The organism is Rhodophyticola sp. SM2404, from assembly GCF_053570515.1.
In genome coordinates this window covers 370,586-396,396 of the sequence record NZ_JBSEDL010000001.1, presented here as the reverse complement: position 1 = coordinate 396,396, position 25,811 = coordinate 370,586, and the positions used below count along the sequence as shown (strand labels likewise).

Here is a 25,811-nt window from a genome sequence, read left to right as displayed (position 1 = left end):
CACACTCTCTCAAACTGGAAATGATATCCTCGCCTTTGCTTGAGGGAACGCATCACGGTTTTTTCACCCGTCGCGGTGGCGCATCATCAGGCATATTTGAAGGGTTGAATTGCGGGCCAGGCTCTTCTGATCAGGCAGGGATTGTGGAGACCAACAGGCAGCGCGTGGCCGATGCGATGGAGGTGCCGATTGAGCAGCTCTTTACCATCCACCAGACCCATTCCGCCGATGTGGTTGTGGCCGACACGGAGCAGCCCGCCACCAAACCGAAGGCAGACGGCCTTGTCACTGCCACCCCCGGCACAGCGATTGCGATTTTGACCGCCGATTGCCAGCCCGTCCTTTTTGCCGATACGAAAGCCCGCGTCATCGGAGCAGCCCATGCAGGCTGGCGCGGTGCACTGGATGGCGTCTTGGACCAAACCATCGAACAGATGATCGCGCTTGGCGCGACGCGCGAGAATATTCACGCCGCAATCGGCCCCTCGATCAGCCAAGCCGCCTATGAAGTCGGTGAGGAGTTTTTCGAACGCTTCTATGATGATGACCCTGACAATGCGCGCTTCTTTGCAAATGGCAAAGAGGCGGGGAAATATATGTTCGATCTTCCAGCCTATGGTTTGATGCGCCTGCGCGCCGCAGGCATCGGAGATGCGGAATGGACGCGGCACTGCACCTATTCCGATGATACCCGCTTCTTTTCGTTCCGCCGCTCCGTGCATCGCAAGGAAGCGGATTACGGTCGTCTGATCTCGGCGATTCGACTCTAGGGGTGGCCAGATTCGGGCAAAGATGCCCAACTTGGCGACGTCCCGCGAAAGATTGCGGCACCTTGGCGGCAGGCCGCGCCACGGGCTTGCCCCAATCGCATCACGCCGACCTCGAAATGTTTCATAAAATACCCGTAAAATAAGGCGGAATGATCGCCACAGAAATGCCCCAAGTATTTACCGAATATTATGATCTTGGTCGCAAGACTGCCTGAAAGCTGAAGCAAATTGTCTGCAAGTCAGAAACAAAAGACCGAATGGTCGCTCAGCAGTTGAATAGGAACAAGACAATGAAAACACGTCGTTGGATGCAGGCAGTTTTGGAAGAATCCAAGAAGGACCAAATCGAGATGCCGTGGGCCCGTGAGCTTCGCGCAAAACGCCGCGAAGAGGCCGCGTTGGAAGAATTTCAACAAGCCAGCTAATTTAGAACAAGCGAATGCTTGCGAAGGGGCGGCCAGAATGGCCGCCTTCTTTCATTTAAACGACAGAGATTTTGCGCCTAGGTTGCTGCGCGGCTCAAGCGCTCTTCCATGACATCAAAGGGCACGCCCGGTTCATCCTTGGCACCACGGATCACCAAAGATGTGCGCACACTGGCCACATTCGGGGCCGAGGTCAGATGTTCGGTCAGAAAGCTTTGGAAGGTCGATAAATCAGGCGCCACGCATTTGAGGATGAAATCGATCTCCCCGTTGAGCATGTGACATTCCCGAACAAAGGGCCATGACCCGCAACGCTCCTCGAACGCGACAAGATCGGCCTCGGCTTGGCTATGAAGCCCGACCATGGCGAAAACCTGCACTTCGAATCCCAATTGGCGCGCATCGACCTCGGCGTGATAGCCCTTGATATACCCAGCCTCTTCCAAGGTGCGCACACGGCGCAAGCAAGGTGGCGCAGAGATGCCAACCCGTTTGGCAAGTTCCACATTGGTCATGCGCCCGTCATCCTGAAGCTCGGCCAGAATCTTGCGGTCAATCGGGTCGAGTTTGCTCGTTGACATATTGGTCGCTCTCCAAGGGTTTTCAGAAATAATCAACACGTGCGTCCGTTGCGCAACTTTATTTCACAACTGCGCAATATATGGAATAGGAACCCTGCGAATGCAAGGCTCTCGCAGGGCTTTCCACTCGGAGGACAGGTGGCTATATCCGAGGAAAGCCCATAGTTACGCCGCGCGGGTCATGGGGCCTGCGCAAGATGCAAGGAACACTGCCATGTCCGAGACCCGACATACCCGCCTTTTGATCATCGGCTCCGGCCCTGCTGGTTATACGGCCGCTGTTTACGCCAGCCGCGCGATGTTGGAGCCGATCCTTGTGCAAGGCATCCAGCCAGGCGGTCAGCTGACCATCACGACCGATGTTGAAAACTGGCCAGGTGATGCAAGCGTTATGGGCCCCGATCTTATGGTGCGCATGGAAAGCCATGCCCGCGAAATGGGCACCGAGATCATCTCGGACCATATCACAAGCCTTGACCTTCAGAACCGCCCCTTCACCGCAAAAGGCGATACAGGCACGACCTATACCGCCGATGCGATTGTTCTTTGCACGGGCGCACAGGCCAAATGGCTTGGCCTTCCTTCTGAGGAACATTTCAAAGGCTTTGGCGTCTCGGCCTGCGCCACCTGCGACGGTTTTTTCTATCGTGGACAAGAGGTTGTCGTGATCGGCGGCGGCAACACCGCCGTAGAAGAGGCGCTGTTTCTGACGAATTTCGCCTCCAAGGTCACGCTTGTGCATCGCCGCGACAGCCTGCGCGCCGAAAAAATCATGCAAGAGCGTCTCTTTAAGAACCCGAAGGTGGAAATCCTGTGGGATCACTCCATCGATGAGGTGGTCGGCGGCGACAACCCGCGCGGCGTTGAAGCGGTGCGTGCCAAACATGTCGAAACAGGCGCGATCACCGAGATTCCCTGCAAAGGCTTCTTTGTGGCAATCGGCCATGCCCCTGCGAGCGAGTTGATCAAAGACCAGCTCGAGCTGCAGAATGGCGGCTATGTGAAGGTGGAACCAGGCACCACACGCACCTCAATCAAGGGTGTGTTTGCGGCAGGCGATCTGACCGATGATGTCTACCGCCAAGCGGTCACCAGCGCGGGAATGGGCTGCATGGCTGCCCTTGATGCCGAAAAATACCTCGCCGAGCTTGATGGCGACGCCTAAGGGCTAACCCGATGTTCCAAGGCGTGACACATCCTGCGAACTTGCGTTCGCGGGATGGGGTAAATTTGGAACGCTTCCTCTCAATTCCCTAAAAGCAACACGCCCAAGCTTGAATCTGGCCTTATTGAGACGTTAGAGAGCGCGTGGTGTCGCCCGTTTGCGCGCCAATTTGCCCTTAATTGATACTGATTTGGATATACGCCTCATGGCCATGCCGCACCACGCCCCGATCCCCGAACTCTATGTCTCCTATGACAGCGCGCAGAAGCTGAAACTCGAAGCGGCCGAGCTGCCTTCTTGGGATCTGACCCCGCGCCAGATCTGTGATTTGGAACTGCTGATGAATGGCGGGTTCAACCCGCTCAAAGGGTTCCTCGGGCAGGAAGATTACGACAGCGTTGTCGAGACGATGCGTCTGGCGGATGGCACGCTTTGGCCCATGCCCATCACCCTCGATGTATCCGAGAGTTTCGCCGACACGATCGAAACGGGCAAAGATATCGCCCTGCGCGACCAAGAAGGCGTTATCCTCGCGATCCTGTCGATCTCGGATAAATGGGTTCCCAATAAAGCACGCGAGGCCGAGAAGGTTTTCGGGGCCGATGACATCGCCCATCCTGCGGTGAACTACCTGCACCATGTCGCGGGGCCTGTTTATCTGGGCGGTGCGATTACGGGCATCCAGCCCCCCACCCATTATGATTTCCGCGCCCGCCGCGACACGCCCAATGAACTGCGCGCCTATTTCCGCAAGCTCGGCTGGCGCCGCATCGTTGCCTTCCAGACCCGCAACCCCTTGCACCGCGCGCATCAGGAACTGACCTTCCGCGCCGCGAAAGAGGCGCAGGCCAACCTGCTGATCAACCCCGTTGTCGGCATGACAAAACCGGGCGATGTGGATCATTTCACGCGCGTGCGTTGCTATGAGGCCGTTCTGGATAAATACCCTGCCGCAACCACCACGATGAGCCTGCTCAACCTTGCTATGCGCATGGCTGGCCCGCGTGAGGCCGTCTGGCACGGGCTGATCCGCAAAAACCATGGCTGCTCGCATTTCATCGTGGGCCGCGACCATGCGGGCCCAGGAAAGAACTCCAAGGGCGAGGATTTCTACGGCCCCTATGACGCGCAAGTTCTGTTCAAGGAACATGAAGAAGAAATCGGCCTCGAAATGGTTGATTTCAAGCATATGGTCTATGTGCAGGAACGCGCGCAATATTACCCCGCAAACGAGGTTCCCGAGGGCACAACCGTTCTCGATATCTCGGGCACTGAGCTGCGCCGCCGTCTGGCTGAAGGCTTGGAGATCCCTGAATGGTTCAGCTTTCCCGAGGTTGTCTCGGAGTTGCGCCGCACGCGCCCCGCGCGGTCCAAACAGGGCTTCACCGTATTTTTTACAGGGCTGTCAGGCTCGGGCAAATCGACCATCGCCAATGCGATCATGGTCAAATTGATGGAAATGGGCGGCCGCCCTGTGACGCTTCTCGATGGCGATGTGGTGCGCAAGCATCTGTCATCCGAGCTTGGCTTCTCCAAGGAACACCGCGATATCAACATTCGCCGGATCGGCTATGTCGCCTCCGAGATCACCAAGAATGGCGGCATCGCAATCTGTGCGCCGATCGCGCCTTATACGGCCACCCGCCGTTCGGTGCGCGAAATGGTCGAGGATTTCGGCGCCTTTGTAGAAATTCATGTCGCAACCAGCCTTGAGGAATGCGAACGCCGCGACCGTAAAGGCCTCTACAAGCTGGCCCGTGAAGGTAAGATCAAGGAATTCACAGGCATCTCGGACCCATATGAAGAACCCGAAACGCCTGAGCTGAGGCTTGATACCGTAGGCTCCGAGGTGGATTACTGCGCACAGCAGGTTCTGCTGAAACTTGAAAGCATGGGTCTGATCACCGGCAATTAAGGGCGATCAACCTTCAACCATTCAAAGGCGGAACCTTGATACTGGGTTTCGCCTTTTTTATTGGGTTTCTGCTGGAAGCTCGGCTGGCGCTTCGGTTGGCACATCGGGGGCCTGCTGAGGGGTCACAGGCTCAGGCACAGCCTCCGGTGCGGGCGCATCCTCGCTTGCGGAATTCAGCCTGCCATCTTCCCATTCACCTTCGGCAACCTCACCTGTGGCATAGCGCATTGTGCCATCGCCCTGCCGCCGCCCGTTGACAAAATTGCCCTCATAGACATCACCGCTGGAATAGGTCGCGATGCCCGCGCCATTCATTTCGCCATCCTGCCATTCGCCTTCATAGCGGAAGCCATCGGCCATCACCAAAACGCCTTGCCCGCTGCGCTGACCTTCCTCGAAACCGCCCTCATAGGAGGTTCCATCGGCATATGTCGCAATGCCCTGCCCATGGCGGAGCCCGTCTTCCCAAGCCCCTTCATAGCGATACTCGAACTGGGGCTCAGCGCCTGCGCTATCGGTGTCGGATACCTCGCGCGGCAATGTCATGACGCCTTGGCCATGCTGGACCGCGTTGAGGAACTGCCCCTCATAAATCAGCCCATTGGTATAGCTTGCAATCCCAAAGCCTTGGATCACACCATCGGCCCAATCGCCCTCATAGGTGGAGCCGTCAGGATAGGTGATTTTGCCTGTGCCATGCGCCACATCATTGCGGAACTGGCCTTCATAAATTGATCCGTCAGGATAGGTCACCAGACCCTGCCCTTCGATGCGGCCATCGGTCCATTCCCCGACATAGCTATAGCCCTCGGAGCCTGTGAAACTGCCTTGACCATGGCGCCTATCCTCGAGGAATTCACCCTCATAGACATCGCCATTGCTGTAGCGCACGACGCCTTGCCCTTGGCGCTGTCCATTGACCAACTCGCCTTCATAGCTGTCGCCATTGGTTTGCGTCAAAAGACCGGTGCCATTGATCTGGCCCTCGGCCCATTGGCCGTCATAGACCATACCATCCGCCATCTCGAGGCGTCCCTGCCCCGCGCGCTGGCCCGCAACAAAGCTGCCCTCATAAATCGCGCCGTCAGGATAGGTGATGCGGCCCTGACCCTCTTTCAAACCGTTGACCCAAGCTCCCTCATAGCGGTAGCCGTCGGGGTTCATCATGGTGCCTTGCCCGTGATGCAGCGAATTGAGGAATTCGCCCTCATAGCTCACGCCATTGCTGTAATAGGCGATGCCCGATCCATTGATCCGCCCGCCAACCCATTCACCCTCATAGCTGGAGCCATCCGCAAAGGAGATCGCGCCAAACCCTTCGGGCTGGCCCGCAACAAAGCTTCCCTCATAGACCGAGCCATCAGGGAATACCGCGCGCCCTTGGCCGCGAATTTCACCATCGACCCATTCGCCCGTGTATTCATAGCCATTGGGCAAACGATAGGTGCCAGTGCCATGCTGGATACCATTGCGGAATTCACCTTCATAAATGCCGCCATTGTCATATTGCTGCACATCGACGCGCGTTGCGTCTTCTTGTGCGTGAAGGGGCAAGGCAAAAAATGCAGCCACAAGCCCCAGACGAGCCCCTTGCCAAATTGTGCCGCGATTGCGTTCTTGCACGTGATCCTCCGTCATGGGGTCAAAATTCCATTGAACCAAATCTAAGTGACCCATAGACCACCCGCAATGGCTTTTGACCACAGCGTCTTGGCCTTGGGCCATGATCTGCTAAGAAGCGACTGACCCAATCGAAAGGCAGCCCCATAAATGGCCGACCGCTTCCGCCTGAGCCTTGCGCAATTGAACGCAACCGTCGGAGACCTTGCAGGCAATGCTGCAAAGGCCAAAGCGGCATGGGAAACAGCCCGTGATGCAGGTGCTGATTTCATCGCCCTGCCCGAGATGTTCCTGACGGGGTATCAGTTGCAAGACCTTGTGCGCAAACCCGCTTTCGCCGCCGATGCTCACCGCATTTTGGACGAATTGGCCGCCGAATGCGCCGATGGCCCCGCCCTTGGCATTGGCGCGCCGATGCTTGGCGGCGACAAGCCTTTCAACGCCTATTACATCCTTGAGGGCGGCAAGATCACGGCAGAGATGCTCAAGCATCACTTGCCGAATTCCTCCGTTTTCGATGAAAAGCGCTATTATCACGCGGGCAATGTCTCGGGGCCTGTGCGGATCGGGCCAATGCGGGTCGGCATCCCGATTTGTGAGGATGCTTGGCATGAGGATGTCTGCGAAACGCTGATGGAATCGGGTGCCGAGATTTTGGTTGTGCCCAATGGCTCGCCCTATCACCGCAATAAATTCGGGCTGCGCCAATCGCTGATGGTCTCCCGCGTGATCGAAACTGGCTTGCCGCTGGTCTATCTCAACCTGCTTGGCGGGCAGGATGATCAGGTGTTTGATGGCGCAAGCTTCGTACTGAACCCGCATGGTGTTTTGACCCACCAGATGCCCGCCTTTACCGAGGCGATCACCCATGTCGATTTCGAGCGTGGCGATGCGGGCTGGCAGGCCATCGAGGGCGAAAAGGCCCATCTGCCAGATGAATGGGAGGCCGATTACCACACGATGGTCTTGGCCCTGCGCGACTACATGCGCAAAACAGGCTTTGGCAAAGTGCTGCTTGGCCTGTCAGGCGGGATCGATTCCGCCATTGTCGCCGCCATCGCGGCGGATGCGCTCGGGCCCGAGAATGTGCGCTGTGTGATGCTGCCCTCGCGCTATACCTCGCAAACCTCGCTGGATGATGCAGCCGATGTTGCACATAGGCTTGGCACGCGGCTCGATACCGTTTCGATCACAGGCCCGCATGAGGCCGTTTCTGATGCGCTTGCGCCGCTTTTTGAAGGCACCAAACCAGATGTAACCGAAGAGAATATCCAGTCACGGCTGCGCGGCGTAACGCTGATGGCCTTGTCGAATAAATTCGGGGAAATGCTGCTGACCACAGGCAATAAATCCGAGGTCGCAGTGGGCTATGCTACGATCTATGGCGATATGGCGGGCGGCTATAACCCCATCAAAGACCTCTATAAAACCCGCGTTTTCGAGACCTGCCGCTGGCGCAATGCAAACCATCGTCCATGGATGATGGCCCCCGCAGGCGAGGTTATCCCCCCGCGCGTGATCGACAAGCCCCCCACCGCGGAACTGCGCGACAACCAGAAAGACGAAGACAGCCTGCCGCCTTATGAAGATCTCGACGTGATGCTGGACATGCTGATCGACAAGGACGCGTCAGTCGCGGATGTCGTGGCCATGGGCTATGATCGCGACACCGTGAAAAAGATCGAACACTTGATCTACATCTCGGAATACAAGCGCTTCCAATCTGCCCCGGGCGCACGCCTGACCGAACGCGCCTTCTGGTTGGATCGGCGCTATCCCATCGCCAATCGCTGGCGTGACCCAAGCCACGACTGATCCAGTGACCAGCCCGCTGCCTCCCCTCACGATCACTTGTGCACAGGTGCTGCGCCCTGACGGGTTGAGCGATACGCCATTGTCGCTGGCAGGTGGTGTGATTGTGGCCAAGACGGGCCGCGAGATTGATTTGTCGGGCTATCTCGTCCTGCCCGGAATTGTGGATGCCCATGGCGACGGGTTTGAACGCCATCTTGCCCCGCGCCGTGGGGCTTTGGGCAGCCCCGAGGCGGGATTGCAGGCCGCCGATGCGGAATTGGCGGCCAACGGGATCACCACCGCCGTGTTGGCGCAATTCTTCTCATGGGAAGGGGGCATGCGCGGCCCCGATTTCGCGGAACGCATGGCCGAGGCTTGGCTTGCCATGCGCGCCGACAGCCAGACGGATATGCAGCTGCAATTGCGGCTCGAAATCAATCTGCTGGATGAATATGACCGTGCACTGGCCTTGATTGACCATGCAGGGATCAAATTCGTCGTCTTCAATGACCACCTGCCCCATAGGGCTTTGGCCGCAGGAAAGCGGCCCCCACGGCTGACGGGGCAAGCGCTTAAATCAGGCCGCTCGCCTGAGGCGCATCTGGCGCTTTTGCAGGGGCTTCATGCAAGGCGAGACGAGGTTCCAGACGCGCTGGAGAAGCTCGCTCAGAAACTGACCGCGCGGGGCATACGGCTTGGCAGCCATGATGATCACTTCCCCGAAGATCATCTGCGCATGGCCCGTATCGGCGCTGTCATAAGCGAATTCCCCGAAACCGAGGCCGCCGCGAAAACCGCCTTTGAGGCAGGCCATCCCGTGATCATGGGCGCGCCCAATCTGGTGCGCGGTGGATCACATGATGGCAGGGTGTCTGCCGCCCAAATCATCGAGCGCGGCTATGTCACGGCGCTCGCCTCGGATTACCACTACCCCGCGCCGCGCCAAGCCGCTTGGAAACTGGTGCAGGGCGGTATGCCCTTGCAGCAGGCTTGGGCCTTGGTCTCCTCAGGGCCTGCCGAACTGCTGGGGCTGCCCGATCGCGGCCATATAACCGTAGGTCTGCGCGCCGATCTGACGATCTTGGAGGCCGAGACCAAACGTGTTGCCGCCACCATCACGGGCGGGCGGTTGGCCTATCTCTCAGGCGATATCGCGCAGAGGTTTCTTTCGTGATGCGCCTCGCTTTGCTGACCGCGCTGACCATGCTGGCCTTTGCCGCCAATTCCATCCTCAATCGCGCAGCCATGGGCGCGGGCCATATCGAGGCAAGTGATTTCGCGCTGATCCGCGTGATCGCGGGCGCAGTGACGCTGGTGGCCCTCGCCATTCTCGGCAAGCGCCAGCTCGCGCTGCTGTTGCCATCGCGCCTATGGGGGGCGGTGACGCTCAGCCTCTATCTCATCGGGTTTTCCGTGGCCTATCTCAGCCTCGATGCGGGTCTTGGCGCTTTGATCCTGTTTGGCGGGGTGCAGGTGACCATGTTTGTAGGCGCGGCCCTTGCGGGTGATGCCTTGCCCGCCCGCAGATGGATCGGATCAGGCTTGGCTTTTGCTGGTTTGGTCTGGTTGCTCTGGCCTACAGGCGCGGTTGCCGTACCTGTGGCGGCGGGGCTTGCCATGTGCATCGCAGCGCTTGGCTGGGGGCTGTATTCCTTGGCAGGGCGGGGCAGCAAAGACCCATTGGCCGATACGGCGGCGAATTTTCTGCTGGCCGTGCCGCTTTGCGGCCTTGCCGTTGTACTGACACCCGAAGCCGCACAAGACACTCCGATCACACAAACGGGGCTGACCCTTGCGATCACCTCTGGCGCTGTGACATCAGGGCTTGGCTATGCCCTCTGGTATCAACTGCTGCCGAAACTTGAGGCCTCGGTCGCGGGTTTGGTGCAATTGTCTGTCCCCGTGATTGCCATTTTGGGCGGGATCATTTTGCTGAGCGAACCCCCCAGCCTTCGGTTGATCGGTGCGGGCATTTTGGTGCTTGGCGGGATTGCCTATGGATTGGGCGCGCTTCAGCGCAGGATCGGCTCAAGCGGGTCATAAAATATCCCCCCATCCCAAGCGATCTCGGCCAAACTGTCGGGTTTGACACGCAGGCCCGCAAGCTCTTCGCGCGTGACCAAGCGCCGCTCGGTCACAACCCCTTCGGGATCGGTCCAAGGGGCTGCGGGATCACCCGAGATCAAGCTGACACGGAAATACACATCGACCTGATGGAAACTGCCATTCGGGTCATGAAACTCGTTCACAAGGCAGGGCTCTCCCACCGAAATGACAAGCCCCGTTTCTTCATGAAACTCTCTGATCAGGTTGTCAGGCAGGGAACTACCCGCCTCAACACCGCCGCCCGGCGCGCAGAGCAGGTCGCTTTTGCCATCAGGCCATGCATTGACCAGTAGCAAACGGTTTTCGATCAGAAGAAGGCCTCGGACAGCCAAACGGGGACGCGCGCGGATCATGGAGCAACACTGGCCCGCAGGGTGACGTAGCGCAAGGCTGACCTCCCACCTTCTCGAAAGTTTCATACTTAACCCCTAGATAGAGGGTATGAACCGCTTCACCACCGTTTTGACCCTCGGCCTGATAGGTCTCGGCGCGCCCGCCTCGGCAGAATGCGTGATCTTGCTGCATGGCTTGGCCCGCAGCGAAGTCTCACTGACGATCATCGAAGAAACACTCGAAAACGAGGGGTATCAGGTTCTCAACCAAGGTTACCCGTCCACATCAGCCCCGATCAGCACGCTTGCGCCAGAAACGATCGACCCTGCCATCGCACAATGCGGCGATGAGCCGATCCATTTTGTCACCCATTCCATGGGCGGCATCTTGGCCCGCTATTATTTCGCGGAACATGAGATCGCGAATCTAGGCCGTGTGGTGATGCTGGCCCCGCCAAATCGCGGATCGGAACTGGTGGATGTCTTGGGGCATCTACAGGCCTTTGAATGGATCAATGGCCCCGCAGGCATGCAGCTTGGAACCGAAGATGGCTCCCTCCCGAACCGGCTGCCGCCCGTTGATTTCGATCTTGGCGTGATCGCAGGAGATCGTTCTTTGAACCCTGTCTATTCCGCACTGATTGAGGGGCCAGATGATGGCAAAGTGGCCGTGCAAAGCACAAGCGTGGCGGGCATGGCCGACCATATCACGCTGCCCGTGACCCATACTTTCATGATGAACAACCCCGTCGTCATCGCCGAGGTCGTGGCCTTCCTTGAGGCAGGCGCGTTCAACCATGACATGAACTTCTTTGAGGCTGTGGGCGATCTCGTCGAGAAGCGGCGCAACTCACCCTAATCGTTGGGTCCCGTTACTCGGTTGATATGGGCCATCTTACGACCGGGCCGTGTCTCGGCCTTGCCGTAAAGATGCACCTGCACGCCTCTCTCGCCTGCAAGCTCGGCCACCCGCTCCACATCATCCCCGATGAGGTTCTCCATCACCACATTCGCATGCCGCGAGCCGTCGCCCAAAGGCCAACCGGCAATGGCGCGAATATGCTGCTCGAACTGGTCAACGGCGCAGCCCGCCTGTGTCCAATGGCCTGAATTATGCACTCGAGGCGCGATCTCGTTTACGATCAACCCCTCTCGGGTCACAAACAGTTCCACCCCCATGACACCGACATAATCAAGCGCATTCAGAATGCGCGAAGCGATCAATACCGCATCTGTGACCAGCGATGAGGGCATCGCGGCGGGTACGGTGGTGGTGGATAAAATGCCATCGACATGGACATTCTCACCCGGATCAAAGGCCGCCATCGAGCCGTCTTGCCCACGGGCTGCAATGACCGAAATCTCCTTGGAAAACTCGACAAACCCTTCCGCAATCGCAGGCGCGCCTTTGAGGCTCTCAAACGCAGCGCTTGCCTCAGATGGCGCCATCACACGGGCTTGTCCCTTACCGTCATAACCGAAACGGCGGGTTTTCAAGATGGCGGGAACAGCCGTGCTGGCCAAAGCCGCGTCCAGCCCTTCGGCCCCGTCAATTGCTGCAAATGCTGCCGTTTTCAGCCCCAACCCCGCCAGAAAGCTCTTTTCCAGCAAGCGATCCTGACTGGTTTCAAGCGCGCGTTGATCAGGGAAAAGCGGGCAGGTTTGCGACAGGATTTCCAGCGCGGGCGCGGGAATATTCTCGAACTCAAAGGTGATCAGATCGCAGCTTTGCGCAAAACGCTTCAACGCCTCCAGATCATCATAGCCCGCGGTTGTCACTGCATGGGCAACATCGCCTGCGGGCGGGTTTGGGGCAGGCTCGAAAATATGGGTCTTATAGCCCAAACGCGCCGCCGCCATCGATAGCATCCGGCCCAATTGGCCGCCGCCCAAAATCCCGATAACCGACCCTGCCGCAAGACGCTCACTCATCAACGGGTTCCTCAGGGATCGAGGCCGACAAATCAGCGCGCCATTGATCAAGCCTTGCGGCCAATTCCTCATCCTGCGTGGCCAAGATGCCAGCCGCCATCAGGCCCGCATTTGCAGCCCCCGCCGCCCCGATTGCCATGGTGGCCACAGGAAATCCGCGTGGCATCTGCAAAATGGAATAAAGCGAATCGACCCCCGACAGCGCCTTGGTCTGAACCGGAACGCCAATCACAGGCACCCGCGTTTTCGAGGCCATCATGCCTGGCAAATGCGCGGCTCCACCTGCGCCTGCGATGATCACTTTCAACCCTCTGGAGACAGCGCTTTTGCCATACTCCCACAGCCTGTCAGGCGTGCGATGCGCCGATACGATCTTCGTTTCATAGGGCACGCCAAGCGCATCCAGCATTTCGGCTGCTTCACGCATTGTGGGCCAATCAGACTGGCTGCCCATAATGATCCCGACCTGAATTTCTGCCATATCCCGCGCCCCTTTGCGCCCATCAAAAGAAGCGCGCACTATAGCCACGCGATCAAGTTACGCAATGATATCAGGCGTCAGTTCATCTTCGATTTTGGCGATGCTGTCTTTGAGGAAGAGTTTTTGCTTTTTCAACCGCCGCAAAGTCAGAGGATCGGGCCGCGTAACCTGCTCCAAAGCGAGGATCGCGTCGTCAAGATCGCGATGCTCACGGCGCAGCACCTCCAACTTGATGCGCAGCACCTCCTCATGGGACATTTCGGTCGGGGCGTTCATCAAATAATCCGTGCCTTGTTCTGGCCTGCTCAAGCAACGAGTCGGCCCGCAGAGTGAGAGGATACCCCCAAAACCATCGCTGGCAAAGGTTAAGCAACCCTTGCAAGGACAAATTCACCACCCCATATTCCTTTACAGACGGGCTGCCAATCATGGGGCCCAAAACGCGCAGATCGCTTTGCTGTAAAGGATGTGCTTATGACGAAACTGACACTTGCCTCGCATCCCTTCCTGTTGGGATTCGACCAGCTTGAACGGCTGGTGGAGCGCACGGCCAAATCCGGCAATGAGGGCTACCCGCCCTATAATATCGAACAATATGGCGAAAACGCCTATCGCATCACCTTGGCCGTTGCAGGCTTCCGCGAGGATGACCTCTCGATCACGGTTGAGGACCGCCAATTGGTGATCCGCGGCCGCCAATCCGATGAGGATAGCAACCGCGTCTTCCTGCATCGTGGCATCGCAGGGCGCCAGTTCCAGCGCAGTTTCGTGCTGGCCGATGGTGTCGAAGTTGCGGGCGCCACAACCGAACATGGCTTGCTGCATATCGATCTCACACGCGCCGTGCCCGAAACCGTGGTGCGCACCATCGAGATCAAATCCCAGAAAGCCGATGCAAAACAAATGAAAACCGGAGGTAAGACAAATGCATGAACCCCATAACGTGATCGCACAAGATGGCAGCAAGATTGTCTATATCCGCGAAGTCGCCGCCGCTGACCTTCCCGACAATATTCGCGAACAAGCCGGTGACGTCGAAAGGCTCTATGCGATTGGCAATGAAAAGGGTGAACAACTGGCCTTGGTCATTAACCGCGACCTCGCATTCGATGTCGCCCGTCAACATGACATGGAGCCTGTGAGCGTGCACTGACCTACTCCCAATCTCAAAACTACCCTAAGGCCCTCGCATCGCGGGGGCTTTTTCATGCCGAGAGGGCACCCACATCAAAAGCGATAAGAAGCGTGGCGCGCCCTGCCCATCTTTGCTTCAAAAATACTTAAATGAAAAAAGGCCCCACATTTGCGGGGCCTTTCCAAACTCGGGGCAGGTGATGCCCTTTCGCAAAAGCGAAAGGATTACATCATGCCGCCCATGCCGCCCATGCCGCCCATATCGGGCATGCCGCCGGCAGCTGCGCCGCCGTCTTTGGATGGCTTATCCGCAACCATGGCTTCTGTTGTGATCAACAGGGCCGCAACCGATGCTGCATCTTCCAGAGCAGTGCGCACAACTTTTGCAGGGTCAATCACGCCGAATTTGAACATGTCACCATATTCTTCGGTCTGCGCGTTGAAGCCGAAAGTCTTATCGCTCGACTCGCGGATTTTGCCGGCAACAACTGCACCGTCAACGCCTGCATTCTCGGCGATCTGACGCAGTGGTGCTTCCAGCGCGCGACGCACGATGGAGATACCTGCATTCTGGTCAGCATTCTCAGCTGTCACACCTTCAAGCGCCTTGGCACCTTGGATCAGAGCAACACCACCACCAACAACGATGCCTTCTTGAACGGCAGCACGTGTGGCGTTCAATGCGTCATCAACGCGGTCTTTGCGCTCTTTCACTTCGATTTCGCTCATGCCGCCAACTTTGATGACCGCAACGCCGCCTGCCAGTTTGGCAACACGCTCTTGCAGCTTCTCTTTGTCATAGTCGGAAGATGTTTCTTCGATCTGCTGACGGATCTGGCCAACACGGGCTTCGATCTCGGCTTTGTCGCCTGCGCCGTCGATGATTGTGGTGTCATCTTTCTTGATGAGCACTTTCTTCGCGGAACCCAGCATATCGAGCGTAACGCTCTCAAGCTTCATGCCCAGATCTTCCGAGATCACCTGACCGCCTGTCAGGATAGCGATATCCTGCAACATGGCCTTACGGCGATCGCCAAAGCCGGGTGCTTTTACGGCGGAGATTTTCAGGCCGCCACGCAGCTTGTTGACCACGAGGGTCGCAAGCGCTTCGCCTTCAACATCTTCAGCAATGATCAAAAGCGGCTTTTGCGACTGGATCACGCTCTCGAGAAGCGGAACCATTGGCTGCAGCGAAGACAGCTTTTTCTCGTGCAACAGGATGAGGCAGTCATCAAGATCTGCGATCATCTTGTCAGGGTTGGTCACGAAATAGGGGCTGAGATAGCCACGGTCGAACTGCATGCCTTCGACAACATCAACCTCGGTCTCGAGGCCTTTGTTTTCTTCGACAGTGATAACACCGTCATTGCCGACTTTCTGCATCGCGTCCGCAATCATGCGACCGATCTGCGCTTCGCCATTGGCCGAGATAGTGCCGACCTGAGCAACTTCATCGGAATCAGCAACCGCACGGGCCGAGGCCTTGATGCTTTCGATGACGGTTGCAACCGCAGTGTCGATACCGCGCTTGAGGTCCATCGGGTTCATGCCAGCAGCAACCGACTTCATGCCTTCTTTAACGATGGCTTGCGCAAGTACAGTTGCAGTGGTTGTGCCGTCGCCGGCTTCGTCATTGGTGCGGCTGGCGACTTCTTTCACCATCTGCGCGCCCATATTCTCGAACTTGTCTTCCAGTTCGATTTCCTTGGCAACCGATACACCATCCTTGGTGATGCGCGGTGCGCCGAAGGATTTGTCGAGAACAACATTGCGGCCTTTTGGGCCGAGGGTAACTTTCACCGCGTCAGCGAGAATATTTACACCTTTGAGCATGCGATTGCGTGCGTCGGTGCCGAACTTTACGTCCTTAGCAGCCATGTTTGGCTCCTCCTTGGAATGGGTTTGTATTTAGGAAACCGGATCGGCTCAGGCGATGAGGCCGAGGATGTCCGATTCCTTCATGATCAACAGCTCTTCGCCATCAACGGTGACTTCTGTGCCGGACCATTTGCCGAACAGAACACGGTCGCCCGCTTTAACAGCCATCGGGATCAGCTCACCCGAATCTTTGCGAGCACCTTCGCCACAAGCGATGACTTCGCCTTCAGCTGGTTTTTCTTTCGCGCTTTCAGGGATGATAAGACCACCTTTGGTCTTCTCGTCGCTCTCAACGCGGCGCACAAGAACGCGGTCATGCAGCGGTGTGAATGCCATTTGTCGAACACTCCTTAGGTTCGTGATTACTCTCCCGTTAGCACTCACCGTCTGCGAGTGCCAACAGTCGGGAGATAGGGAGGGGAGCCGACCCTGTCAACGCTTCACCAATAAAAAAAATCGCACCGATTTCCGCCCTTAATTCTTCTTGCGACATTGCAACGCCACAAGGCCCTCGTGACATTGTACCGCCCCGCGCCTATAAGGCGGCAAAACTCCAAATCGACAAACGGATTACCCATATGACCACTCTCGTTTTTGGCCACAAATCGCCTGATACGGATTCCACCGGCTCGCCCATCATCTGGGCGTGGTATCTCAATGAAATTCAGGATGTGAAGGCACAGGCCCGTCTGCTGGGTGAACCCAATACCGAAGCCGCTTTTGTGTTGAAGCGCTGGAACCTCGACAAGCCCGAGATCATCTCGGAGGTGGCCGCCGATACACCCGTTGTGATCGTGGACACGAACAACCCCGCCGAATTGCCTGACGCGATCAATGCCACCGATATCCGCCAAATCATCGACCACCACAAGCTGGTCGGCGGGTTGGAAACGAAAGGCCCCATCGATATCCGGATCGAACCTTTGGCCTGCACCGCCACGATCATGTATAAAATGATCGGAAAGGACATGGCCCAAGCCCCGACAGCCATCAAAGGTGCGATGCTGTCCTGCATCTTGTCGGACACGCTGGAATTCCGCTCGCCCACCACTACACAGGAAGACCGCGCCATCGCAGAAGCACTGGCAAAGGATCTGGAGATCGATATCCCCTCCTATGCGGCTGAGATGTTCGCGGCGAAATCCGATGTCTCGACCTTCTCGGATGCGGAATTGCTGCGCATGGATTCCAAAACCTTCGAGGTCAGCGGCAAGACCTTCCGCGTCTCGGTTCTGGAAACCACATCGCCCGACACCATTCTGGCGCGCAAGGACAGCCTGATGGAAACGATGACCGCTGTCGCAACCGAAGACGGTGCCGATCAGGTGCTGCTCTTCGTGGTGGATATCCTGAACGAGCAAAGCACGCTGTTGGTGCCCAATGATCTGGTCAAGCAAGTGGCCGAGAAAAGCTTTGCCACGCTTGTCGGCGATGGAGATACCGTGGTTCTTCCCGGTGTGGTCAGCCGTAAGAAACAGATCATTCCAAACCTGACACTTTAATATAATTAATATAAGGGGCGGCCAGAACGGGCCGCCCTTTTTTCTATCTTACCCCTTCCCTTTCGGCGGCCCCTTAGCCCGCCCGTCCAGACCCATATTGCAGGATCCCAATGAGCCAGATCATCGAGCACCTCTCCGATATCTCTGACCGCTATGACGCGCTGTTTTGTGACCTCTGGGGCTGCGTCCATAACGGGATCGCACCCTTCGCCGAAGCGATCAGCGCCTTGCAAGCCTTCCGCGCCAAGGGCGGCACCGTCTTGCTGCTGACCAATGCGCCGCGCACACGGGCTTCGGTGCAGCGGCAGCTGGAACGGATGGCGCTGCCTGATGATACTTGGGATGTGATCGCAACCTCGGGCGATAGCGCGCGGGCTGCCATGCTGCGCGGCGCTGTAGGTGAAAAGGTCTATTTCATCGGCGAAGATCGCGACCAAAGCTTTTTCGACCCGATGGAGCTGATCGACAATCCTTTGACGATAACACAAGTCCCGTTGGAAGAGGCCGAGGGCATCGTGTGCACAGGCCCATTCGACGCCCTTGCCGACCCCACCGTGTTGCGCCCCGAATTGCTTTTGGCCAAAACCAAGGGCCTGAAATTCCTCTGCGCCAACCCCGATATCGTGGTAGACCGTGGCGAAAGCCGTGAATGGTGCGCTGGTGCATTGGCGGCCCTTTACACCGAAATGGGGGGCGAAAGCCTCTATTTCGGCAAGCCGCATCCCCCCATCTATGACCTTGCGCGCAACCGATTGCGCCAGATCGGCAAGGATATCCCCGATGAGCGTATCCTTGCGGTCGGCGATGGCATCTTCACAGATGTCACAGGCGGGATGGGCGAGAATATCGACACATTGTTCATCACAGGTGGCTTGGCAAAAGAGGAAACCGGTACCGAGCGCCAGCCCGTGCCAGAGAAACTTGATACAATGCTGGCCAAGGCGCAGGCCAACCCAACCTATTCCATCGGCTATCTACGATAAATCTGTGCGCAACATAGTTGCAGCTATATCGCCTTAAATTGAATTTTTATTACTCAGCGGATTGCCGTGACCCCTTCCTTGCGCTATTCAAAGCGCATTGAAGCTGGGGAATCTATTTGATGTTGGACACAACACATAACCTGCCGCGCGGCACGATCTGCATCGAAGATATCGAGATCGGCATGATGCGCCATCTGACCAAGACGGTCACAGATCGTGATATTGAGCTTTTTGCCGAAGTCTCGACCGACAGAAACCCTGTTCATCTTGATGATGATTACGCCCAAGATACCATTTTCGAGGGCCGGATTGCCCATGGCATGCTGACCGCAGGGCTGATCTCGGCTGTGATCGGGGAACAGCTTCCCGGACATGGCACCGTCTATATGGGTCAAACCCTGAAGTTCATGGCCCCCGTTCGCCCCGGTGATCAAGTGCGGGTCGAGGTTGAGGTAACGGCTGTTGATTACACCAAGCGCCGCGTCACGCTGGACACCCGCTGTCTGGTCGATGGCAAACCCGTCCTCAAAGGCGAAGCGGTGGTTTTGGCCCCGTCCCGCAAGTTCGACTAAGCGCCTTCTTGCACCTTGCATCGCGCGCGTTTAAGCCCGTTTTATGCGCATCGTACGTGACCACCAATATGTAAACCCGGATGACCGAGGGGCCTCGGTTGCCATCGGCAATTTCGACGGCGTTCATCTGGGCCACCAACATGTGATCGAACTTGCCCGCCGCGATGACGCGCCGCTTGGTGTGCTGACCTTCGAACCCCATCCGCGCGAATTCTTTGCCCGCGACGCAAGCCCCTTTCGCCTGATGAATGCCGATGCCAAGGCCAATCGCCTTGAGAAGCTCGGCGTTGATATCTTGTATGAATTGCCCTTCAACCGCGCCCTGTCGGAATTGGAGGCCGAGGCTTTCGCCCGCGATATCCTGAGCGAGGGTCTGGGCCTGACCCATGTCGTGGTTGGCGCGGATTTCTGTTTTGGCAAAGGCCGTATTGGAACCGCCAAAGGCTTGGTCGAATTCGGCAAACGTTTCGGCTTTGATGTCACGATCGCCGAATTGCTTGCAGGCCAAAGTGGCGCTGTGTCTTCAACCGCGATCCGTACCGCACTGAGCGAGGGCCTCCCGCGCGATGCCGCGAAAATGCTGGGGCATTGGCACCGCATTGAGGGGCCAGTGATCCATGGTGAGAAGCGCGGGCGACAATTGGGCTACCCCACAGCGAATATGTCCCTTGAGGGGCTGCATGTGCCGCGTTTGGGGGTCTATGCCGTGTTGGTGGATGTGCTCGATGGCCCGCATGCTGGCAGCTATAACGGCGTGGCCAGCCTTGGCGTGCGACCCATGTTCAACGGGGAAGAGCCCAATCTGGAAACCTTCCTCTTTGATTTTACGGGTGATCTCTACGGGGCAGAAATGTCTGTTGCGCTGATTGATTTCCTCAGGCCCGAAGCGAAATTCGACGGTTTGGACGCCCTGATCGCACAGATGGATAATGACAGCGCACAAGCCCGCGCACTTCTGGCGGCCCTATGAGAAAGCGGTTTTGGGAAACTGTCCCCATGGCCAAAATGACAGCGCAGGAATGGGAAGCGCTGTGCGATGGCTGCGGGAAATGCTGCCTCAACAAGCTTGAAGATGAAGACACGGGCGAAGTGGCCCTGACCCGCGTGGCTTGCCGCCTGCTCGATGATCAAAGCTGCCGCTGCGGGCAATATGACATCCGCAAGAGCCTTGTGCCCGAATGTATCCAACTGACCCCCAAGACGATGGGGGATGTCGCCTATTTCATGCCCGAAACCTGCGCCTATCGCTTGCTGCATGAAGGCAAACCCTTGCAAGAGTGGCACCCTTTGGTGTCGGGTGATCCCGAGACGGTCCACACGGCAGGCGTTTCAATGCGCGGCATGACGGTGCCTGAATTCGAAATTCCCGAAGAGGACTGGGAAGACTATATCATCGAGGAACCCGGAACATGATCTTTGCCTCCGACAATACTGGCCCCGCCCATCCCAAGGTGATGGAGGCCGTAATGCGCGCCAATGAGGGCTATGCCATGCCCTATGGCAATGACCCGATCATGCCCGATGTCACCGCAAAACTGCGCAGCCTGTTTGAAGCGCCCGAGGCCAGCGTGCATCTGGTCTCGACCGGGACGGCCGCGAATTCGCTGGCGCTGGCCTGTATGGCCAATCCATGGGACGCGATATTCTGTCACCGTGTGGCGCATGTGGAAATGGATGAATGCGGCGCGCCCGAGTTCTATTCCAACGGGGCCAAGCTGACGCTGGTCGATGGCCATGATGCCAAGATGACGCCCGAGGGCTTGCGCGCGGCCATCCTGCAAACGGGCGATAAAGGTGTTCACGGCGTCCAGCGTGGCCCTGTGACGATCACCAATATCACCGAAGTGGGCACCGCCTATAGCTTGGCCGAGATCAAGGCCCTGACAGATGTCGCCAAGGAATTCGGCCTCAAGACCCATCTCGATGGGGCGCGTTTTGCCAATGCCTGTGCCGCGCTTGGCTGCACGCCCGCCGAGATGACCTGGAAAGCAGGCATTGATGCGGTCAGCTTTGGCGGCACCAAGAACGGCTGCATGGCCGTGGAGGCAGTGATCTTCTTTGACCCCGCCCAGTCATGGGAGATGGAGTTGCGCCGCAAACGCGGGGCGCATCTTTGGTCGAAGCATAAATACATGTCGGCGCAAATGGATGCCTATGTCACCGACGGGCTGTGGCTGGAATTGGCGCAGGACGCAAACGCCCATTGCGCCACGCTGGCCGAAGCAATCCGCGCCCTTCCAGGTGCAAAGCTGGCCTATGAGCCTGCGGGGAACATGATTTTTGCAGAACTTCCCCGCGCCGCGCATCGCCGCGCGATGGAGGCAGGGGCGCAATATTACCTCTTCCCCTTCTCAGCCACGCTCGAAGGACCGGATGATGAGCCAATCCTGTGCCGCTTGGTGACCGATTGGTCATGCAGCAAGGACAACGTCGATCAGATCACAGCGCTCTGGCGCGGCTGAGCGGCCCGCGGGCGGGCTTACGTTTTTTCAGATCAAAGCTTTCCAGCAAGATACAGATCGAGGTCTTCGATCCTGTCTTGGCCCCAGAAATGCGCGGTATTATCGACCACATAGAAAGGCGCGCCGAAGACGCCTGAATTCACCGCATCTTCGAGATTGCGGCCATATTCTTCGGCGCTGGCCAACATATCGCGATCGGCCAAAGCGGGATCAAAGCCTGCTTCTTCCAAACAGGCGCGGATCACCTCATCTTGCGAGATATCCTTTTCATCGGCCCAAACAGATCGGGTCAGCGCATGCACCAAAACACCCAAATCACCCCCGCCCGCCTTCTGCGCCGAGATGATCGCAAAAGAGGATGGCGCGGGGTTGGCGGGCCAAAACATCGGTTTTTCGTTCAGGGCAAACCCTGTTTTCTTCGCGCTGCGCACAAGGTCCTGTAGGCGGTAAGCCTGCCGCGACGGATGCCTGTCCTTGGGGGGCGTGCCGCCCGTGCGTGCGAAAAGTGCCATAATGTCCAAGGGTTTGAAGGTGACCGTGCAGCCATGCTTGGCCGAAACCTCCGCCAGCCGCTGCCCCGAGAGATAGGTATAGGGCGACAAGGTCGCGAAGTAATAATCGATATGGGCCATGAGCCGCTCCCTTTTGACTTTGCGAAGACGGTAGTCGGATGATAGTGGGTGTCAACGGGCATTGGGGGCCCAAATAAACACGACAAGGAACACCAAAGATATGGCTGCCAGCGACCCTAAACTGATCTCAGGAAATGCAAACCGAACTCTGGCCGAAGCGATGGCGCGGCGCATGTCGATGCATCGGGGTTTGGCAGTCGATCTTGTTGACGCGCGGGTTGAGCGTTTCAACGACCAAGAGATTTTCGTCGAGGTCTACGAGAATGTCCGCGGCGAAGATATGTTCATCGTCCAGCCAACCTCAAAGCCTGCCAATGACAACCTGATGGAGCTGTTGATCATCTCTGATGCTCTCAGACGTTCCTCGGCCAGCCGTATCACCGCCGTGATCCCTTATTTCGGCTATGCCCGTCAGGACCGCCGCACAAAGGCGCGCACACCTATCTCGGCCAAGCTGGTGGCCAATCTCATTGCCGAGGGCGGTATTGAGCGCGTTTTGACGATGGACCTGCATGCAGCCCAGATTCAGGGCTTTTTCGACATCCCCGTGGACAACCTTTATGCGAGCCCCATTTTCGCGCTCGATATCCTGCACCAATTCGAAGGCGATGTATCCGATGTGATGGTGATTTCGCCAGATGTCGGCGGTGTGGCCCGCGCACGCGAGCTGGCACAGCGGATCGGTGCCCCCCTCGCGATCGTGGATAAACGCCGCGAGAAACCAGGCGAGATTGCCGAGATGACCGTGATCGGTGATGTCCGCGGCAAGAAATGCCTTATCGTCGATGACATCTGCGACACGGCCGGCACCTTGTGCAAAGCAGCCGAGGTCCTTGTGGAGCATGGCGCGACCGAAGTGCATGCCTATATCACCCATGGTGTCCTATCAGGCCCCGCAGTGGAGCGGATCACGAATTCGGTGATGAAAGCGCTCGTCATCACAGACACGATAGAACCCACTGATGAAGTAAAGGCCTGCAAGAACATCCGCATCGTGCCAACAGCGCCAATGTTCTCCCAAGCTATTCTGAATATCTGGAACGGCACCAGCGTCTCGTCGCTGTTTGATACGAAGACGCTCTCACCGATCTATGAGGGGCTCTATCCCAATGGCATGTATGGCCGCTAAAGCGCAAAGGGCCGCCTTGGCGGCCCTGACTAAGCGTCAGTAAAGCTGCCAGTCATCCTCATTGGACAACTCGCCAATGGACATCCAATCCGCACGGACCCGCGCCACGCGGCTATCGCCCCATGTTTTGAAAACGATCTCGAATGAGGTTTCGGTTATATTCTCGGCCTTGAGATCCGCGCGCTGATTGGTCTTGCCATCCGTATCCCACATGGTGAGGGATACATGCACTACGGGTGGCGTTTTATAGGCCTTGCCGAATTCGGTTGGAAAGCGGGCCTCACGGGGGCCTTCCCCCGTCCACATCACGCCTCCTTCCTCAAAATCCGAGAACAGGATGCGCGACCCTTGATCAATACCAACACTATTTGCGTTTAGCTGCTTCATACTGATTTTGCCTGTTTTCTTCTACCTAAGGATCAATTGGACCCAGTCCAAGCAAAAAGTGGTTAACAACAAGAAAGCCCCCGAAGACACGCGGTCTGCGGGGGCTTTGAAACCATTATCCTAAGATGGAATGTAGCTCAGTTTCCGATCTGGATATGATCGCCAAGCGCAACCATGTCAGACAGAAGCTTTGCCGCATCATCAACAGGACCAGGCTGATTCTCGAAGCCATCTTTCGCAGCTTCATGGGCCGCGCGATATTCCTCGACCCATTCGGCGAACAGCTCTTTGGAGACCTCAGCGCGCGGCAAAGCACGCTCGGCCAGAACGGTAACACCTGCAGGTGAGATATCGGCAAAGCCGCCAATGACCACATATTCATCAACGCCACCCGCATGGGTGACCTTAAGAACACCTGGACGCAGCGTGGTGATCGTAGGTGCATGATTGGCCATGGCCGTCATGTCACCGTCAGCACCCGGGATCTGCACTTCACTCGCTTCGACCGAGGCCAGACGGCGCTCGGGCGAAACCAGATCGAACTTCATTGCGTCGGCCATAAGGCCCTCCTATCAGGCTGCGTCTGCGGCCAGCTTTTCGGCCTTGGCTTTCACGTCCTCGATGCCGCCCACCATGTAGAAGGCTGCTTCGGGGAGGTGGTCGTATTCGCCAGCAACAACCGCCTTGAACGAGGCAATCGTATCTTCCAACGGCACCTGAATGCCATCAGAGCCAGTGAAGACTTTCGCCACGTCGAATGGCTGCGACAAGAAGCGTTCAATCTTACGCGCACGGGCAACGGACAATTTGTCCTCTTCAGACAATTCGTCCATGCCGAGAATGGCGATGATGTCCTGCAAAGACTTGTAACGCTGCAGGATTTTCTGAACGTCGGTCGCAACCTTGTAATGCTCTTCACCCAAGATCATCGGATCAAGCAGACGCGAGGTCGAACCAAGCGGGTCCACAGCAGGATAGATACCTTTTTCCGAGATCGCACGATCCAGAACGGTTGTCGCATCGAGGTGGGCGAAGGATGTCGCAGGCGCAGGGTCGGTAAGGTCATCCGCAGGCACGTAAACGGCCTGAACGGAGGTGATCGAACCGTTCTTGGTCGAGGAAATCCGTTCCTGCATCGCGCCCATATCGGTTGCGAGTGTTGGCTGATAGCCCACAGCGGAAGGAATACGGCCAAGAAGCGCAGACACCTCAGAGCCAGCCTGTGTGAAGCGGAAGATGTTGTCCACGAAGAACAAAACGTCCGAACCCGTATCGTCACGGAACTGTTCCGCAAGCGACAGACCGGTCAAAGCAACACGCATACGCGCACCGGGAGGCTCGTTCATCTGGCCATAGACCAGTGCAATCTTCGAGTCTGGCAGGTTATCGGGAACGATAACGCCGGATTCGATCATCTCGTGGTAAAGGTCGTTGCCCTCACGGGTCCGCTCACCAACACCCGCGAATACGGACACACCCGAGTGTACCTTCGCGATGTTGTTGATCAATTCCATGATCAAAACGGTTTTACCAACACCAGCACCACCGAACAGACCAATCTTACCACCCTTGGTATAGGGCGCGAGAAGGTCGATGACCTTGATGCCTGTTGTCAGGATTTCAGTCGCGGTGGACTGCTGGTCGAAGGTAGGGGCATCACCGTGGATCGAACGTGTTTCTTTCGCGTCCACAGGGCCTTTTTCGTCAACAGGGTCGCCTGTGACGTTCAGGATGCGGCCCAATGTGCCTGAGCCGACTGGAACCTGAATTGGGGCGCCAGTATCCGTGACCACTGCACCACGAACGAGACCTTCCGTCGCGTCCATAGCGATGGTGCGAACTGTGTTCTCACCAAGGTGCTGCGCCACTTCGAGAATAAGGCTTTTGCCATTGTTCTCGGTCGTGACAGCGTTCAGGATCTCCGGCAGGTGATCTTCGAACTGCACGTCGACGACGGCGCCGATGACCTGCGTAATTTTACCGACTGCTTTTGCCATGTCGTGTCTCCGGT

General features: G+C 57.4%; 29 protein-coding genes. 17 read left to right on the top strand and 12 right to left on the bottom strand.

The window, feature by feature from the left end:
- The first annotated feature begins 20 nt into the window (after positions 1 to 20).
- Together pgeF and ACTYEO_RS01985 are read left to right on the top strand one after the other, a co-directional pair.
- Positions 21 to 770, top strand: a complete 750-nt coding sequence (gene pgeF, locus ACTYEO_RS01990; protein ID WP_449322029.1) for a peptidoglycan editing factor PgeF — start codon at positions 21 to 23, stop codon at positions 768 to 770.
- 290 nt (positions 771 to 1,060) lie between these two features.
- A complete protein-coding gene (locus ACTYEO_RS01985; RefSeq protein ID WP_449322028.1) occupies positions 1,061 to 1,195 on the top strand; it encodes a hypothetical protein in 135 nt (44 codons plus the stop codon).
- A gap of 77 nt (positions 1,196 to 1,272) precedes the next feature.
- On the opposite strand, the gene ACTYEO_RS01980 is transcribed toward ACTYEO_RS01985, so the two are convergent.
- A complete protein-coding gene (locus tag ACTYEO_RS01980; protein ID WP_449322027.1) occupies positions 1,273 to 1,776 on the bottom strand; it encodes an Lrp/AsnC family transcriptional regulator in 504 nt (167 codons plus the stop codon).
- A 214-nt stretch (positions 1,777 to 1,990) separates the two neighbouring features.
- Here ACTYEO_RS01980 and trxB point away from each other — a divergent pair, with 214 nt between their 5' ends.
- Entirely contained in the window at positions 1,991 to 2,941 is a 951-nt protein-coding gene (trxB, locus tag ACTYEO_RS01975) for a thioredoxin-disulfide reductase (RefSeq protein ID WP_449322026.1), read from the top strand.
- Positions 2,942 to 3,146: 205 nt separating this feature from the next.
- Entirely contained in the window at positions 3,147 to 4,856 is a 1,710-nt protein-coding gene (locus tag ACTYEO_RS01970; protein ID WP_449322025.1) for a bifunctional sulfate adenylyltransferase/adenylylsulfate kinase, read from the top strand.
- Positions 4,857 to 4,913: 57 nt separating this feature from the next.
- Here ACTYEO_RS01970 and ACTYEO_RS01965 read toward each other — a convergent pair whose 3' ends face one another.
- Positions 4,914 to 6,494 carry an MORN repeat-containing protein gene (locus ACTYEO_RS01965; protein WP_449322024.1) on the bottom strand — a complete coding sequence of 527 codons (1,581 nt, stop codon included), beginning with the start codon at positions 6,492 to 6,494 and terminating at the stop codon, positions 4,914 to 4,916.
- Positions 6,495 to 6,626: 132 nt separating this feature from the next.
- Here ACTYEO_RS01965 and ACTYEO_RS01960 point away from each other — a divergent pair, with 132 nt between their 5' ends.
- From ACTYEO_RS01960 to ACTYEO_RS01950, 3 genes are read left to right on the top strand one after another with little or no spacing between them, the layout of a single operon-like run.
- Positions 6,627 to 8,291 (top strand): NAD+ synthase, encoded by a 1,665-nt coding sequence (locus ACTYEO_RS01960; protein WP_449322023.1) that lies wholly within the window; start codon positions 6,627 to 6,629, stop codon positions 8,289 to 8,291.
- Positions 8,272 to 9,444: an alpha-D-ribose 1-methylphosphonate 5-triphosphate diphosphatase gene (locus ACTYEO_RS01955; protein WP_449322022.1), complete on the top strand. Its 1,173-nt coding sequence runs from the start codon at positions 8,272 to 8,274 to the stop codon at positions 9,442 to 9,444. Before ACTYEO_RS01960 ends, ACTYEO_RS01955 begins: the two co-directional genes overlap by 20 nt.
- Entirely contained in the window at positions 9,444 to 10,313 is an 870-nt protein-coding gene (locus ACTYEO_RS01950) for a DMT family transporter (protein WP_449322220.1), read from the top strand. The genes ACTYEO_RS01955 and ACTYEO_RS01950 overlap by 1 nt, the downstream gene beginning before the upstream one ends.
- On the opposite strand, the gene ACTYEO_RS01945 is transcribed toward ACTYEO_RS01950, so the two are convergent.
- Complete coding sequence (locus ACTYEO_RS01945; protein ID WP_449322219.1) at positions 10,283 to 10,729, bottom strand: NUDIX domain-containing protein; 447 nt, start codon at positions 10,727 to 10,729, stop codon at positions 10,283 to 10,285. The genes ACTYEO_RS01950 and ACTYEO_RS01945 overlap by 31 nt on opposite strands.
- An 88-nt stretch (positions 10,730 to 10,817) precedes the next feature.
- Here ACTYEO_RS01945 and ACTYEO_RS01940 point away from each other — a divergent pair, with 88 nt between their 5' ends.
- Complete coding sequence (locus ACTYEO_RS01940; protein WP_449322021.1) at positions 10,818 to 11,567, top strand: esterase/lipase family protein; 750 nt, start codon at positions 10,818 to 10,820, stop codon at positions 11,565 to 11,567.
- On the opposite strand, the gene ACTYEO_RS01935 is transcribed toward ACTYEO_RS01940, so the two are convergent.
- The 3 genes from ACTYEO_RS01935 to ACTYEO_RS01925 are packed head-to-tail and all read right to left on the bottom strand — an operon-like array spanning position 11,564 to position 13,397.
- Positions 11,564 to 12,640: a 5-(carboxyamino)imidazole ribonucleotide synthase gene (locus ACTYEO_RS01935; protein ID WP_449322020.1), complete on the bottom strand. Its 1,077-nt coding sequence runs from the start codon at positions 12,638 to 12,640 to the stop codon at positions 11,564 to 11,566. The genes ACTYEO_RS01940 and ACTYEO_RS01935 overlap by 4 nt on opposite strands.
- A complete protein-coding gene (purE, locus tag ACTYEO_RS01930) occupies positions 12,633 to 13,121 on the bottom strand; it encodes a 5-(carboxyamino)imidazole ribonucleotide mutase (RefSeq protein ID WP_449322019.1) in 489 nt (162 codons plus the stop codon). Before purE ends, ACTYEO_RS01935 begins: the two co-directional genes overlap by 8 nt.
- Positions 13,122 to 13,178: 57 nt before the next feature.
- A complete protein-coding gene (locus tag ACTYEO_RS01925; protein ID WP_449322018.1) occupies positions 13,179 to 13,397 on the bottom strand; it encodes a YdcH family protein in 219 nt (72 codons plus the stop codon).
- A 198-nt stretch (positions 13,398 to 13,595) separates the two neighbouring features.
- Between ACTYEO_RS01925 and ACTYEO_RS01920 the strand changes: the two genes are divergently transcribed.
- Both ACTYEO_RS01920 and ACTYEO_RS01915 read left to right on the top strand, forming a co-directional pair.
- Positions 13,596 to 14,054, top strand: coding sequence for an Hsp20 family protein (locus ACTYEO_RS01920; protein ID WP_449322017.1), 459 nt, complete (start codon positions 13,596 to 13,598; stop codon positions 14,052 to 14,054).
- Positions 14,047 to 14,274, top strand: coding sequence for a DUF1150 family protein (locus ACTYEO_RS01915; protein ID WP_449322016.1), 228 nt, complete (start codon positions 14,047 to 14,049; stop codon positions 14,272 to 14,274). Before ACTYEO_RS01920 ends, ACTYEO_RS01915 begins: the two co-directional genes overlap by 8 nt.
- 206 nt (positions 14,275 to 14,480) lie before the next feature.
- Here ACTYEO_RS01915 and groL read toward each other — a convergent pair whose 3' ends face one another.
- Both groL and ACTYEO_RS01905 read right to left on the bottom strand, forming a co-directional pair.
- Positions 14,481 to 16,133: a chaperonin GroEL gene (groL, locus tag ACTYEO_RS01910; RefSeq protein ID WP_449322015.1), complete on the bottom strand. Its 1,653-nt coding sequence runs from the start codon at positions 16,131 to 16,133 to the stop codon at positions 14,481 to 14,483.
- Between the two features lie 48 nt (positions 16,134 to 16,181).
- Positions 16,182 to 16,469, bottom strand: coding sequence for a co-chaperone GroES (locus ACTYEO_RS01905; protein WP_449322014.1), 288 nt, complete (start codon positions 16,467 to 16,469; stop codon positions 16,182 to 16,184).
- Positions 16,470 to 16,711: 242 nt separating this feature from the next.
- Here ACTYEO_RS01905 and ACTYEO_RS01900 point away from each other — a divergent pair, with 242 nt between their 5' ends.
- The 6 genes from ACTYEO_RS01900 (at position 16,712) to ACTYEO_RS01875 (ending at position 21,652) form a co-directional block, all read left to right on the top strand.
- Positions 16,712 to 17,635 (top strand): manganese-dependent inorganic pyrophosphatase, encoded by a 924-nt coding sequence (locus tag ACTYEO_RS01900; RefSeq protein WP_449322013.1) that lies wholly within the window; start codon positions 16,712 to 16,714, stop codon positions 17,633 to 17,635.
- A 110-nt stretch (positions 17,636 to 17,745) separates the two neighbouring features.
- A complete protein-coding gene (locus ACTYEO_RS01895; RefSeq protein ID WP_449322012.1) occupies positions 17,746 to 18,618 on the top strand; it encodes a TIGR01459 family HAD-type hydrolase in 873 nt (290 codons plus the stop codon).
- 119 nt (positions 18,619 to 18,737) lie between these two features.
- Positions 18,738 to 19,190, top strand: a complete 453-nt coding sequence (locus tag ACTYEO_RS01890) for a MaoC family dehydratase (RefSeq protein ID WP_449322011.1) — start codon at positions 18,738 to 18,740, stop codon at positions 19,188 to 19,190.
- A gap of 43 nt (positions 19,191 to 19,233) precedes the next feature.
- Positions 19,234 to 20,160, top strand: coding sequence for a bifunctional riboflavin kinase/FAD synthetase (locus tag ACTYEO_RS01885; RefSeq protein ID WP_449322010.1), 927 nt, complete (start codon positions 19,234 to 19,236; stop codon positions 20,158 to 20,160).
- Entirely contained in the window at positions 20,157 to 20,603 is a 447-nt protein-coding gene (locus ACTYEO_RS01880; protein ID WP_449322009.1) for a YcgN family cysteine cluster protein, read from the top strand. Before ACTYEO_RS01885 ends, ACTYEO_RS01880 begins: the two co-directional genes overlap by 4 nt.
- Positions 20,600 to 21,652, top strand: a complete 1,053-nt coding sequence (locus ACTYEO_RS01875; RefSeq protein WP_449322008.1) for a threonine aldolase family protein — start codon at positions 20,600 to 20,602, stop codon at positions 21,650 to 21,652. The genes ACTYEO_RS01880 and ACTYEO_RS01875 overlap by 4 nt, the downstream gene beginning before the upstream one ends.
- Before the next feature lie 32 nt (positions 21,653 to 21,684).
- On the opposite strand, the gene ACTYEO_RS01870 is transcribed toward ACTYEO_RS01875, so the two are convergent.
- Positions 21,685 to 22,284: a DsbA family protein gene (locus ACTYEO_RS01870; RefSeq protein WP_449322007.1), complete on the bottom strand. Its 600-nt coding sequence runs from the start codon at positions 22,282 to 22,284 to the stop codon at positions 21,685 to 21,687.
- Positions 22,285 to 22,384: 100 nt separating this feature from the next.
- Between ACTYEO_RS01870 and ACTYEO_RS01865 the strand changes: the two genes are divergently transcribed.
- The gene (locus ACTYEO_RS01865) at positions 22,385 to 23,413 is read left to right on the top strand and encodes a ribose-phosphate pyrophosphokinase (RefSeq protein WP_449322006.1); all 1,029 of its coding nucleotides are present in this window, start codon (positions 22,385 to 22,387) and stop codon (positions 23,411 to 23,413) included.
- A 36-nt stretch (positions 23,414 to 23,449) separates the two neighbouring features.
- Here ACTYEO_RS01865 and ACTYEO_RS01860 read toward each other — a convergent pair whose 3' ends face one another.
- From ACTYEO_RS01860 to atpD, 3 genes are all read right to left on the bottom strand, one after another.
- The gene (locus ACTYEO_RS01860; protein WP_449322005.1) at positions 23,450 to 23,800 is read right to left on the bottom strand and encodes an H-type lectin domain-containing protein; all 351 of its coding nucleotides are present in this window, start codon (positions 23,798 to 23,800) and stop codon (positions 23,450 to 23,452) included.
- A 137-nt stretch (positions 23,801 to 23,937) separates the two neighbouring features.
- Positions 23,938 to 24,360 (bottom strand): F0F1 ATP synthase subunit epsilon, encoded by a 423-nt coding sequence (locus tag ACTYEO_RS01855; protein ID WP_449322004.1) that lies wholly within the window; start codon positions 24,358 to 24,360, stop codon positions 23,938 to 23,940.
- A 12-nt stretch (positions 24,361 to 24,372) separates the two neighbouring features.
- Positions 24,373 to 25,797, bottom strand: a complete 1,425-nt coding sequence (gene atpD / locus ACTYEO_RS01850) for a F0F1 ATP synthase subunit beta (protein ID WP_449322003.1) — start codon at positions 25,795 to 25,797, stop codon at positions 24,373 to 24,375.
- Positions 25,798 to 25,811 lie beyond the last annotated feature (14 nt).